Origin of the sequence: Shewanella violacea DSS12 (genome assembly GCF_000091325.1) — a bacterium.
GTDB lineage: Bacteria > Pseudomonadota > Gammaproteobacteria > Enterobacterales > Shewanellaceae > Shewanella > Shewanella violacea.
In genome coordinates this window covers 3,823,303-3,836,813 of the sequence record NC_014012.1, presented here as the reverse complement: position 1 = coordinate 3,836,813, position 13,511 = coordinate 3,823,303, and the positions used below count along the sequence as shown (strand labels likewise).

At 42.8% G+C, this 13,511-nt stretch carries 10 protein-coding genes and 2 tRNA genes; 9 read left to right on the top strand and 3 right to left on the bottom strand.

From position 1 onward, the window contains the following. The first annotated feature begins 151 nt into the window (after positions 1-151). Both SVI_RS15970 and SVI_RS15965 read left to right on the top strand, forming a co-directional pair. Positions 152-236: transfer RNA gene (locus SVI_RS15970), tRNA-Leu, on the top strand. Positions 237-405: 169 nt separating this feature from the next. After that, positions 406-490, top strand: a tRNA-Leu gene (locus tag SVI_RS15965). 1,009 nt (positions 491-1,499) lie between these two features. Here SVI_RS15965 and SVI_RS15960 read toward each other — a convergent pair. From SVI_RS15960 to lolB, 3 genes are all read right to left on the bottom strand, one after another. Continuing rightward, positions 1,500-2,447, bottom strand: a complete 948-nt coding sequence (locus tag SVI_RS15960; RefSeq protein WP_013052652.1) for a ribose-phosphate pyrophosphokinase — start codon at positions 2,445-2,447, stop codon at positions 1,500-1,502. A 70-nt stretch (positions 2,448-2,517) separates the two neighbouring features. After that, positions 2,518-3,375: a 4-(cytidine 5'-diphospho)-2-C-methyl-D-erythritol kinase gene (gene ispE, locus SVI_RS15955; protein ID WP_041420026.1), complete on the bottom strand. Its 858-nt coding sequence runs from the start codon at positions 3,373-3,375 to the stop codon at positions 2,518-2,520. Continuing rightward, positions 3,375-4,037, bottom strand: a complete 663-nt coding sequence (gene lolB, locus SVI_RS15950) for a lipoprotein insertase outer membrane protein LolB (protein ID WP_013052650.1) — start codon at positions 4,035-4,037, stop codon at positions 3,375-3,377. The genes ispE and lolB overlap by 1 nt, the downstream gene beginning before the upstream one ends. A gap of 269 nt (positions 4,038-4,306) precedes the next feature. Between lolB and hemA the strand changes: the two genes are divergently transcribed. The 7 genes from hemA (at position 4,307) to SVI_RS15915 (ending at position 13,489) form a co-directional block, all read left to right on the top strand. Continuing rightward, positions 4,307-5,557, top strand: a complete 1,251-nt coding sequence (gene hemA, locus SVI_RS15945; protein WP_013052649.1) for a glutamyl-tRNA reductase — start codon at positions 4,307-4,309, stop codon at positions 5,555-5,557. A 13-nt stretch (positions 5,558-5,570) separates the two neighbouring features. Next, positions 5,571-6,656, top strand: coding sequence for a peptide chain release factor 1 (gene prfA, locus SVI_RS15940; protein WP_013052648.1), 1,086 nt, complete (start codon positions 5,571-5,573; stop codon positions 6,654-6,656). Between the two features lie 59 nt (positions 6,657-6,715). Continuing rightward, positions 6,716-7,558: a peptide chain release factor N(5)-glutamine methyltransferase gene (prmC, locus tag SVI_RS15935; RefSeq protein WP_013052647.1), complete on the top strand. Its 843-nt coding sequence runs from the start codon at positions 6,716-6,718 to the stop codon at positions 7,556-7,558. Between the two features lie 649 nt (positions 7,559-8,207). Beyond that, positions 8,208-8,804 (top strand): tyrosine-type recombinase/integrase, encoded by a 597-nt coding sequence (locus SVI_RS15930; RefSeq protein WP_013052646.1) that lies wholly within the window; start codon positions 8,208-8,210, stop codon positions 8,802-8,804. Positions 8,805-9,141: 337 nt separating this feature from the next. After that, on the top strand, positions 9,142-11,382 hold the full coding sequence (locus SVI_RS15925) for a type I secretion system permease/ATPase (RefSeq protein WP_013052645.1): 2,241 nt from the start codon (positions 9,142-9,144) through the stop codon (positions 11,380-11,382). After that, the gene (locus SVI_RS15920) at positions 11,372-12,793 is read left to right on the top strand and encodes an HlyD family type I secretion periplasmic adaptor subunit (protein WP_013052644.1); all 1,422 of its coding nucleotides are present in this window, start codon (positions 11,372-11,374) and stop codon (positions 12,791-12,793) included. Before SVI_RS15925 ends, SVI_RS15920 begins: the two co-directional genes overlap by 11 nt. A gap of 48 nt (positions 12,794-12,841) precedes the next feature. Then, entirely contained in the window at positions 12,842-13,489 is a 648-nt protein-coding gene (locus SVI_RS15915; protein WP_013052643.1) for a hypothetical protein, read from the top strand. The last annotated feature ends 22 nt before the right edge of the window (positions 13,490-13,511 follow it).

Sequence of the window (13,511 nt, the reverse complement as noted above, 5' to 3'; positions counted from 1 at the left end):
TATATTTATATATAGGCGGCTTTAATTCCAAACATCTTAATCAGGATGTAAACTTGATGCAGTGCAGTGCAGGAGTGGTTGTGTTGATATTAGACACGCCGTTTTTATCTTCCTAACTGCCATCTTTTCTAGATGTAAAATTGAAGTCAGTGCGGGTGTGGTGGAATTGGTAGACACGCCAGATTTAGGTTCTGGTGCCGCAAGGTGTGAGAGTTCAAGTCTCTCTTCCCGTACCATTTTTAAAACAGATGTTTTATCTGTTTTCATCCTAAATAAGATGTAAAACTAAAATCATCTATTCAAGATGTAAAACTGATGCAGTGCGGGAGTGGTGGTGTTGATATTAGACACGCCAGATTTATCTCTTAGCCTATCATCTTAATCAGGATGTAAAACTGATGCAGTGCGGGAGTGGTGGAATTGGTAGACACGCCAGATTTAGGTTCTGGTGCCGTAAGGTGTGAGAGTTCAAGTCTCTCTTCCCGTACCATTTATTTAAACAGAAAAGCCTGTCTTACGACGGGCTTTTTTGTGTCTGAAATTTGTTGTTTTCACCTGAACACTTTAATGGTTACAGTTAGCTAATAAGTGCAAGGCAGGAGTCAGTACGGGAGTACTTTGGTTCAGAAAAATCTTTGTTAGAAATAGGGCGCTTTATTGGAGACCTGCCAGATTTAGGTTCTGCTGGCGTTAGGTGTGATAATTCTCCTGAATCAAGGGGGGAGTCTCTCTTCCCGTACCACTTCTTTCTATAACGGAAAGTTTAAACTGAAAGCCTGTCTTTACGACGGGCTTTTTTGTGTCTGAAATTTGTCATTTTTATAAATGCTTTACTGGTTACGACTAGATGCAGGGCTGGAGAGTTTGGTTTATAAAGAGTCTTATAAGAAATAGGGGGCTTTACCGGAGAAGGGCCAGATTTAGGTTTTGGTGCGTTATTATCAATAGATATTGGGTGTGGCAACTCTCCTGACATAAGGGGAGGCTGCTTCTAGTACTACCTTTTTAAAGCAAAAATGTAACAACTAAAATTTGAAATGAAGAAATCTATTTTTTACTCATTTTTTTATACTTAGATTTTTCCGAGTCGCTTGCTTCTTGGTATTTAGAACTGGATGTAAAATCAGAGTCTGTGGGGGAGTACTTTGATTAAAAGTCTCTGTTAGAAGTGCCCTAGTTTAGAGATGCTCTGGCTTAAACGGGGACTGGTTTAAATAGAACCGCTAGGAGGTCCGTTTAGCTAGGCTAAGCAGGTTTGATTTAGATTTTGGTGTCTAGGTGTGGGCATTTGCTTTTATTCACTGACAGTGGCTTGTCAGTTATTTAGGGCCTCTACCTCTAGCATCATTTGAACAGTATGCTGCTTGGGTCAGTTTCTAGGTGAGAAAGCAGGGGGGACACATTGGGGCTGACCCATTACAAGAATATGTTTTTATAAAGTATCAGGCATAAAAAAGGCACTCGTAAGAGTGCCTTTAATCATTTCCAGCAGATACTGACTAGTGTTTAAACATCGCAGAGATAGACTCTTCGTTGCTAACACGACGGATAGCTTCGGCTAGAAGTGCAGACATAGACAATTGAGTGACTTTATCAAGTGCCGCAATATCCTTGTCTAGGGGGATTGTATCGGTAACGATAATTTCATCGATAACAGACTCGGCGATATTTTTAGCCGCATTACCCGAAAATACTGGGTGAGTGGCGTAAGCAAATACGCGGTTAGCGCCATGTTCTTTCAGGGCTTCGGCTGCTTTACACAGAGTGCCACCAGTATCGATCATATCATCGACTATGATGCAGTCACGGCCTTGAACATCACCAATAATGTGCATTACCTGAGCAACGTTAGCCTGTGGACGACGCTTATCAATAATAGCTAGATCAGAATCATCAAGCAGTTTAGCAACTGCTCTGGCACGAACAACACCACCGATATCAGGAGAAACAACGACTGGGTTATCAAGATCCCTTGAGAGCATATCTTCTAGTAACACAGGGCTACCAAATACGTTATCTACAGGAACATCGAAGAAGCCTTGGATCTGTTCAGCATGTAGGTCACAAGTCAAGACGCGGTCAACACCAACGCTTGATAGGAAGTCTGCGACAACTTTAGCTGTAATAGGGACTCGAGCACTACGTACGCGTCGATCTTGACGAGCGTAACCGAAGTAAGGGATTACTGCGGTGATACGTCCGGCTGATGCACGGCGTAATGCGTCAACCATAACGATAAGTTCCATCAAGTTATCGTTGGTCGGTGCACAAGTAGATTGAATGATAAAGACATCCGCACCACGTACATTTTCGTTTATCTGGACACTGATTTCCCCGTCGCTGAACACGCCTACTGCTGCGTCTCCAAGTTTGCAGAATAGACGTTCGGCTATCTTCTTAGCGAGAGCAGGTGTTGCGTTACCAGCAAAAAGTTTAATGTCAGGCACTGTATGAACCTCAGGCGTATGCTTCATTTTAATGGCTGGAGTAAGTTAGGTCTACTCCAGAGCTTAGCTTCTAGAGTCGAGTTAAACGCGACTCTAGAGGCGATATATTTGTCCCTTTAGCGACAAAACCTAGCATGTCCTTAGGCAATTGAGCCAGGACCTCTAAGGCTTGATGCTCTAGTTCGAACTGACCGAAAATACAGGCACCGGTTCCAGTCATTCTAGACGGCGCATATTCTACCAGCCAGCCCAAGGTGTTGGCAACTTGAGGGTAGCGTTTAACGACAAAATCTTGGCAATCATTTTTCCAAGGGGCACTCATTAAGGTGTCAATGTCCAGCTTAGGAGTATCACGGGTAAGTTGTGGATCTTGAAATACCACAGCAGTGGAAACATGTACATCGGGTATTAGGACTAGGTACCAATATTCTTTCGGCGTAACGGGGAGCAACTTCTCGCCTACACCTTCGGCAAATGCAGACAAACCATTAATAAAAACAGGTACATCGGCACCAAGTTTTAAACCTAAACCCATGAGTTGAGCCTTAGATAATTGGGTGTTCCACAGTGCATTTAATGCCACTAAAGTGGTGGCTGCATCGGATGAACCTCCCCCTATTCCTCCCCCCATAGGCAAGCGTTTATCCAGCCAAATTTCTGCGCCTTTTTGGCAATTACAAAATTTTTGTAATGATTTTGCGGCTAAGAGAATTAAGTTATCACAATCAGCGACAGAGCTATTCATGTTTGAATGTAATTTCAACTCGGATGACTGGGTGACTTTAAAGTCTAAATAGTCACAATAATCGACAAATTGAAATAGAGTCTGCAATTCATGGTAGCCATCATCACGTTGATTATTAATGTGTAAAAATAGGTTTAGCTTTGCTGGAGCAGGCCAAGCTAGTGACAAATTCGTGTCTTTCATCAACGTGAACTCGCATTAACTTGAATATTGTTTTTAAGTTGATTTGTCGAGGGCGTTAGATCACTAGTAGCGAGTGCTTGCCATTGATTAACCTGTATTTTCAGTCGTAGATCTGTTCTCTTTAATTGCAGTAATCTAGGGATCTGAGCACCACTTTGCTGCTGCCACTTGAGAAATTCAACCCGCCATTGGGGCGTCTCTAATGGCGTAAATAAGCTTACTGGCCTATTCTTTTCATCAAATGAGTCAACTTCATCATCTGGCGATACTTGTCCCGTTATCCATAAAGGTAAAGCACTGACAGGGATTGACCAACCTGTGACATTGGTTAATAGCTGCTGAGCATCATGGTGCTCATATGTTTTGCCATCAACTTCTAAGCGGGTCATTCCATGCTCTGTCGTTAAGGTCAGAAGAGTTGTGCCGAGCATAGTGGTGAGCTTGAGTTCATCTTTTTTTTGTGTGTGAAGCCAATATAAATTTGTGCTGAAATTGTCTTGTGGGGTTCTGACTGCGAGTTTGCCTTGCATCTCCCAAGCGTTAGCTTGAGATACTTTCTCGACCTGTATCGGGACCAAGTTAGTCGGAGTCGTAGTACATGCTGAAAGCAAACTTAGGCTCAGGATCACCAATAAGAGAGGTATTTTTGTGATATGGCTCAAATTATTTGTCTATGGCTGATAGTAAGACTCTATATGATACGAAGGCTTGTTCAGAATACCAGTCCTAAATGCGAAATAGGCAGTATGTCTCGTCGCATTAAGAGGAAAAAATTACTCAATAGTGCGGAAAATCAGTGATCTTAAATTGGATAAATGGGCAAGAACTGAGATTATTATTCGGTTTTGTTAATCCTATTCTGTTTTTAGTTCATTCAATTAAGTAGAATGTCCCACAATAAATGAAATACCAATAAATCAGAACGAGTCAGATGACCCTTGTAGCAATCGGTATTAATCACAAAACAGCCACGGTTGACCTGCGTGAAAAGGTCGCGTTTTCTCCAGATAAAATTCATGATGCAATGAAAAGTCTGGCGAGTCGTACTAAGACCGGCGAAGCTGTGATCATTTCAACCTGTAACCGTACTGAGCTGTATACCAATAACGCAGATGAATCTGAGGTCGTGCGCTGGCTGGAAGAATATCACCAAGTCTCCCACGAAGAAATTGCGTCTTGCCTGTACAAATACCAAGGTCAAGCTGTGGTACAGCACTTGATGCGTGTTTCATCGGGATTAGATTCACTTATTCTTGGCGAGCCGCAAATCTTGGGTCAGGTAAAGCAATCATTTGCTAAGGCAAAAGAAGCCGGAACGGTTGCCATCACCATGGACCGTATGTTTCAAAATACTTTCTCGGTAGCCAAGAAAGTCAGAACTGAAACCGAGATCGGTGCCGCCGCTGTGTCTGTTGCATTTGCAGCCGTGAGTATGGCTAAACATATCTTCTCAGCATTGAGTGCGACGAAAGTCTTGCTAATTGGTGCCGGGGAGACAATCGAACTGGTTGCCAGACATTTAAAAGATTCCGGTGTTGACTCTATGATAGTGGCCAACCGCACACTCTCACGCGCCCAAGGCATGTGTGAGGAGTTCGGTGCAACGGCTATCACACTTGAGCAGATCCCTGATTTTCTCCCTCAGGCCGATATCGTGATATCATCTACCGCGAGTCCATTACCGATACTCGGTAAAGGCATGGTAGAAAAAGCGCTGAAGCAGCGTCGTCATCAGCCTATGTTATTGGTTGATATAGCAGTTCCTCGAGATATTGAATCCCAGGTGGCCGAGCTTGACGATGCTTTCCTCTACACAGTGGATGACCTGCACAGCATCATAGAACAGAATATGGCCTCAAGAAGAGAGGCTGCCGAGCAAGCTGAGATAATTGCAGAAGAAGAGTCACATCTTTTCATGGAATGGGTCCGCTCATTAGAGTCGGTAGACAGTATCCGTGAATATCGCAGCCAAAGCATGGCGATAAAAGATGAGCTAGTTGAGCGAGCAATTAAAAAGTTAGCCCAAGGGGGAGATAGCGAACAACTGCTACTCGAACTCGCAAATAAGTTAACTAATAAATTGATCCATGCACCAACTCAAGCCTTGACTGCAGCTAGCCGCCAAGGTGATCTTAATAGCATTGGCCAGCTCAGAACTGCGCTCGGATTAGATAAAAACTAAGGTTAACGTTTTAATGAAGGATAGTGTTATCCGCAAGCTTGAAGGCTTGCTTGAGCGTAATGAAGAAGTATTGGCTCTGTTGAGCGATCCTGGCGTTATATCAGATCAGGACCGTTTTCGTGCACTCTCGAAAGAGTATTCCCAGCTTGAAGATGTCGTTGCCACATTCAAAGCCTTTCAGCAAGCGACTGAAGATCTAGACGCTGCGAAAGAGATGTTGAGCGAAAATGACCCTGAGATCAAAGAGATGGCGCAGGAGGAGATGAAAGACGCTAAGTCTATCATCGTGAAGCTTGAAGATGAGCTGCAGATCTTGCTACTGCCAAAAGATCCTAACGATGACAATAATGCTTTCGTTGAAATTCGTGCTGGCGCAGGTGGCGATGAAGCCGCTATTTTTGCCGGTGACCTGTACCGTATGTACACTCGATATTTCGAAACTAATCGTTGGCAGACTGAGATCATGAACGCTAACGAGGGTGAACATGGTGGCTTTAAAGAGGTCATCATTAAAGTATCCGGCGAAGGTGTTTACGGTAGGCTCAAGTTTGAGTCCGGTGGACACAGAGTCCAACGTGTACCTGAAACTGAATCTCAAGGCCGTGTTCATACCTCAGCTTGTACTGTTGCAGTTCTTGCAGAAGTACCGGAAGCCGAGGCGATTAAGATAAACCCGGCAGACTTGAAGGTGGATACGTTCCGCGCTTCTGGCGCTGGTGGACAGCACGTCAACAAAACTGATTCAGCAATCCGTCTTACTCATATACCATCGGGTATTGTAGTTGAATGCCAAGATCAACGTTCACAGCATAAGAACCGTGCTCAGGCCATGAGCGTACTCTCTGCTCGTATTCAAGCGGTTGAAGATGAGAAGCGTCGTAGTGCCGAAGAGACTACTCGCCGTAATTTAGTCGGTAGTGGCGATCGTTCCGAGCGTATTCGTACTTATAACTACCCCCAGGGGCGTGTTAGTGATCATCGAATCAACCTGACTCTCTATCGTCTCAATGACGTGATGGAAGGTGAATTGGATGTGCTGATCGTTCCTTTGATGCAAGAAAACCAAGCCGATATGTTAGCGGCCTTGTCTGAAGGGTGATCCTTGGGAACACCCTCCTCTTAACGCGCTTTAAATAAGCATCAAACTAAGGAAATCCCTTGCGCCAGACTCTAGCTGGAGCCATAGATTGGGCTGCGCCCCAATTGGTCGATGTCTCAGATACACCTAAGCTCGATGCCGAGGTGATGTTACTACATATCATTCACAAACAGCGTGGCTACTTGTATACCTGGCCTGATGAGCGTCTAGCATCGGAGCAGGTGGTTGATTACACTAAGATGGTTCACCGTCGTGTGCTGGGTACTCCCATTGCGCATATTGTCGGTGAAAGAGAGTTTTGGTCTCTGCCTTTCATGGTTAATCCTACGACGCTTATCCCGCGTCCGGATACCGAGATTTTAGTTGAAACAGCGTTAAACCTTCCCTTAGCTGAAAATGCTAAGGTGCTGGATTTAGGCACAGGTACCGGCGCGATTGCACTTTCTTTGGCCTATGAGAAGAGTCAGTGGCAGATCACTGCTGTCGACAAGATCATCGAGGCTGTGGCACTGGCAAAAGCGAATCGGGCGCACCTCAAGTTGCAACAGGTGGAGATAATCAAGAGTGATTGGTTTGATTCGGTAACCTGTTATGACTTTAATCTCATCGTCTCTAATCCGCCTTATATTGATGAGACCGATGCACATCTGGATCAAGGTGATGTCAGGTTTGAACCTCAGAGTGCATTGACTGCCGGTGAAGCGGGCTTTGCCGACCTTTATCATATAGCCTCGAGTGCTAGAGACTATCTAGCTCCCGGCGGCTACCTGCTGCTGGAACATGGCTATGAGCAAGCCATTCAGCTTAGGAAAAAGATGATTGAGCTTGGCTATGAGAATGTCGCGACTGTTAGAGATTTTGGCAGTAACGACAGATGTACCTTAGGCAGATTTCCACGTTAGAAGAGCCGCGTCATCGGCTTTGAGTGTGTTTTGAATCAGCTAAATTTACGCCATTAGTATTTATATACTAATGGCGTTTTTTTTGTCTAATCAAACTTGCCAGCCTTGGAATGAAGGCTTAATACATTTTCTGTGTGTAGCTTCTAGCTGACTTGGTATTGGGAAATGAGTGTTAACTTTTACCTTTATGGTTATCTAACGCTTCCCCGCGGGGAATGTGCACTCTTTACTTTGAGAAGGTTCAGCGAAACACCGGCTCTTGATTTCATAAGAGTCTTCCATGGAGGCTCTACCAAAACATCCTTGTTTTGGAAGCTCGTAGCCGCATCTACACTTGGCTGTTCTATAAGAATGGGGTCTCTTCGATTTAGCTTTATTACTAGGCTTCGTAACTCACTTCTGCCCCTTTCCGAGTTAGTGTTAGCACAGTTTGCTTTTTATCAATATCAGATTATCAATACATAAGCTAATGCGAACTCTCTGACTCTACGGCGCTAGAATACTTCCTTTAAAATGCGTAAAAGAGATCAAATGCAGACTTCACAGGCCAAGTTTTATTTCGCTATGGTTATTTCACGCTAGTTTTAACAAAGCCTTTGAAGTGACTGCCAGACTTTATGTTGACCAATACACATACGAGGAGGTCAATATGAGAAAGTTATCTTCAGGAAAATGTAGTGGCATAAAAAGGCCATTCAAACTAGAAGAAATATGGCGAATAAGAACTCGACTTGAGATTGAGAGTAATTTGATGCAGCTTGCATTACTCAATCTAGCCATTGATAGCAAGTTAAGAGCGAGTGATTTACTCAAACTGCACGTATACGATGTTTTTTCGCAAGGTGTGGTCTATGAAAGAGTTCTATGCATACAGCAAAAAACAGCTACTAGCGTTCATTATGAGATCACTCCCAAAACCCAACAAAGTATTAGTAGGTGGATTTATTCGGCTTCTTTAGAGGCCAATAGTTTTTTATTTCCAAGTTATCGTCGCAAAGGACAATCTATCAGCTATTCCTTTTACCGTTCGATTATCAGGGATTGGGCTGTCAAACTTGGATTGAATGCAGACTGTTATGGAACTCATACCATGCGTCGCACCAAAGCCACTCTAATCTATGCCAGAACGAAAAACATTCGGGCGGTACAGATTCTACTGGGGCATTCGAAGCTAGATAACACCATTCGTTACCTTGGCGTTGAACTGGAAGATGCTTTGAGGCTCTCAGAGCAAACGGATTGCTAGAAGTACTGATACAGGCTTTTCTGAGGAAATGAAAAGTCTGTATCCTTTCCGAATTTTTGCACTCTTTTGAGGTCAAGTTCCTTTGGGCCGTTGACCAAACTTTAGTACGTTCACTAGAACAGAACTTAAAATTTTAATTTATAGAGAGCTTATTCTTAGAGGGTAAAGGCCACAAATGTGCTTGAGTATTTTTTGACGAATGGCGTTAAATTGGCGCTTTACTCACTATCTGCACTGTGTGTTAAATTAGTTTAAAACAATGGCTTACATGTGTTGAGGGTGTGTTGTGTTTCGGGTATGTTTCCGCCATCAAGGATGAAGAAGACTCAGGAATAAGATGTCGAGCAACTTTTTTTCAGGGATCCAATGTTTATCATTGGTTGCCCGTTTTCACCAGATCCCCGCTGAGCCGAGTGCGTTGCTGCGTGAATTTCAATTCAATGATGCTGATGATACGAACTCGCCCTTGGCAGATATTAATTTAGTTCGTGCAGCTAAAAGTCTCGGTTTTAAAGCCAAATTTATTGCAGATACAGCGGATAAGCTTACTGAACACGTATTGCCTGCGATAGCTCGGCATATCGATGGTCACTTTTTCATTATTATCAAAGTGAATGATGATGAAATATTAGTCCAAGATATGGTTGGTACAGTTGCTAACCCAACGACCTATACACATACAGAGCTCAATGCGTGTTGGACAGGTGATCTGTTATTACTATCCAAACGTAGCTCATTAATAAGTGGGGTAATGACAGAAAGTGCTAAGTTTGGCTTTTCGTGGTTTATTCCTGCACTGATTAAATACAAAATTTATTTTGGCGATGTTTTTGTGGCGTCTTTTTTTATTCAGTTAGTCGGGTTAGCTTCACCAATATTCTTTCAAGTAGTTATTGATAAAGTACTGGTGCATAAAGGCATGACCACACTTGATGTGCTTGCAGTTGGCTTTTTTATTGTGATTACTTTTGAAGTGGTGCTTACCGGGCTTCGAACCTATGTGTTTTCCCATACTACTAATCGCGTGGATGTTGAGCTAGGCAGTAAATTATATAAGCACATGCTGTCATTGCCGGTGGCTTACTTTAATAGTCGCCGAGTGGGTGACACAGTAGCCAGAATTAAAGAGCTAGACAGTATTCGGGAGTTTTTAACCGGTTCATCATTAACTGTTGTGCTCGATGTGTTTTTTAGTTTTGTCTTTTTCGGGGTGATGTTCTATTACGCACCGCTACTGACATGGATAATTATTGGCACTATCCCTTTCTACCTTGCTCTTTCATTAATTATTACTCCTAGCTTACGTAAACGACTGAATGAGAAATTCCAGCGAAGTGCTGAGAATCATTCATTTCTAGTTGAATCAGTTAATGGTGTTGAAACCATTAAAGCCATGGCAGTGGAGCCACAACTCCGTAATAAGTGGGAAGATAAACTGGCTGATTACGTTAATATTTCTTTTAAAACGAGTAACTTGAATAACGTATACAGTCAAATTGCAGCCTACATAAACAAGATTGGTGGCTTGTTAACATTATATTTTGGCTCTATTGCGGTGGTAGCGGGAGAGCTGACCATAGGGCAGTTCATTGCGTTTAATATGTTGTCTCAGCGTGTGAGCGGCCCCATTATGCGTTTAGTAAATTTGTGGCAAGACTTTCAGCAGGCGAATATTTCACTGCAACGTTTAGGTGATGTATTAAATTCTCCTTCTGAGCCCGGTTATAACCCAAACCGTGCCACCTTGCCCGATATCATGGGCAAGGTGGTATTCGATGATGTCATATTTCGTTATGCCCCGAACCGAGTACCTGTATTAAATAATATCAGCTTTCAGTGCCAACCCGGTGAAGTGATAGGTATTGTTGGTCGCTCAGGTTCAGGAAAAAGCACCTTAACCAAATTAATACAAAGGTTATATGTACCTGAAGCTGGCAGAGTGCTCATTGACGGTGTTGATTTAGCCATGGTTGAACCTGCATGGCTTCGCAGGCAAGTCGGTGTGGTTTTACAAGAGAACTTTTTGTTTAATCTCACGGTTCGAGAAAACATCGCCCTTGTTGACCCAAGTATGCCAATGGAACAAGTCGTCAATGCGGCACAACTTAGTGGTGCTCATGAATTTATTTTAGAGTTGCCTGAAGGCTACGATACTGTTATTGGCGAGCAAGGCTCGTCATTATCAGGCGGTCAACGCCAGCGTATTGCGATAGCCAGAGCATTGGTCACTAACCCTAAAATACTGATTTTTGATGAAGCCACCAGTGCGCTCGATTATGAATCAGAAAGTATTATTCAAGCTAACATGCGCCGCATTAGCCAAGGCAGAACAGTCTTTATCATTGCTCATCGACTCTCCGCAGTTAAAGATGCTAACCGCATTATGGTGGTAGATAAGGGGAGATTAGTTGAGCAAGGTAATCACCAGCAGTTAGTCAAACAGGGCGGTATATACGCACAACTTCACTCAATTCAAAACCACCACGGTTTAGGTATGGCGGCTAAGCCGCTAGCACAAGCGCCGATAAACCCCATAGTACAAAATAAACCTAATACGGGAGATAAAAATGTCTCATAAATCTGAACATGAAATAGAAGAGGCAAATAAACTCGCACATCGAAAATTAGCGCAAGAAAAATTGGCCTTTTTACCCGCAGCGCTTGAAATTCAAGCTGCACCACCGGCTAAATGGAGCCGCTCTTTGCTGTGGAGCATTATGGCCTTAATGCTCGTGCTTATTGCCTGGGCATCTTGGGCTGAAATTGACATTATCGCCACAGCACAAGGTAAAATTGTGCCAAGTGGTCAAGTTAAAATTATTCAGCCGCTCGAAACTGGCGTAGTAAAAACGATTTTTGTCAAAGAAGGTCAACACGTTAAAGCCGGTGATAAACTAATCGCACTCGACAATACCTCAAGCCAAGCTGATGCCGATAGGCTGAGTAGTGAATGGCAAGGATATATCGAAGACTTAGCGCGTCAACAAGCGTTTTTAGCTAGGCTAGATGCGATAGTCAGCAGTGCGAAAGTCAATACTAAAGCCAATGCCATAGCCTTAAGCGTTACAACATCAACTACGCCACCATTACCCGTCAATCAGCGTTTATTGTTGGAGAGTGTTTGGCAAGAGTATCAGTCAAAACTAAACAGTTTCACCAGTGAAATCACAAAACTGACCGCTGAAAAAAAATCGATAAAGATAGATGTCGGTCGTATAGAAAAAACCTTGCCATTAGTGATTGAGCGAGAGCGAAGTTATTACAGCTTACTAGGCACATCGGCCGTATCACGTAATCAATATTTAGAATTAAAACAACAGCGTATTGACCAAGAAGAAACCTTGTTACTGCAAGGTGCCAAGGTTGAGCAAATTAACGCGAGCATAGAGTCTGCTAAACATAACCTTTACGCCTATCTGTCAGAATCACGTCGTAATACCTTACAAGAAATTAACCAACTGACACGGCAAAGTGAGAGTACCAATCAAGAGTTGACCAAAGCAAACCGACTGACGCAATTAAGGGTACTCACTTCGCCAGTTGATGGCATAGTTGAAGAGCTTGTTATTGCAACCATTGGTTGTGTCGTAACGCCCGCTCAAGAGCTGTTACATATCGTTCCTATCGGTGAGTATGGGAGGCAACAACTTGAAGTAGAGGCTGGACTGCTCAATAAAGACATCGGCTTTGTGCATACCGGGCAAATAGTTGAAATCAAAATAGACAGTTTTCCGTTCACTAAATACGGCGTCATCGACGGTGAAGTCACCGGCATTTCCGCTGATGCCATCGAACATGAGCAACTCGGATTATTATTTCCACTTAAAGCGTCATTAGCGACAGATGAAATCAATGTAAATGGCAAGTGGGTCAAACTAAAACCTGGCATGTCAGTCACAGTAGAGATTAAAACGGGTACTCGGCGGTTAATGGAGTTTTTATTAGCACCGTTAATGCGTGGTGTGAGTGAAGGGGCGAGAGAGAGGTAGTTTAAAAATTAAATATGTTTTTATTAATATAAAAAGGAATCGTGATAAATGAAAATCTCTATCTTGTTAATTATTGCAGCAAGCTTGTACTCATCATTCTCTTGGTCGGAAGCTTATGAGGACCACTCTAATCCTAACTTGCAACTATGCAAAGATTTCAAAGCTTATCTTGAGAGAAATAAAGACATACCATTGAAATGTGGCTTAGTTATTGACAAAAAATTTAAAAACTTTGACCTACCTAAATTACAGCCAGCCCCTGATGGCTTAGGTCTACGTATTAATGTGCAAGCAAGAATGGTCATGAGTGATAGTTATCAAAATCATTTAGATGAAGCAATAAGGCTAGAAAAAGGAAAGCGCTACCGAATAACTCGTTTAGATTTTAATAATGATGGTAATACAGAATCTGTGTTAGTTGAAGATTATCCGGATAAATGCTTACAAGCGCCACGTTACTACGCAGCTTATTCTTCTTATGTTTATGATGAAAAGCATTTAAATATTGATTCTAGCTTTATTTCAAGTCACAAGTCCTATGCTAACCAATCTGGGGAGCCGTTTTTTTATGATGGCAGGGTCTATAGTGCGATGATAACTAAGACAAATGCGTATATCTATGAGCCAAGAGGTTTTCGAGAGAATAAATTAATTAGTACAAAATCAATTTGTTCATACAAAAAAATGGAAAACTAATAGTAGTTGTTTTTAACACTTT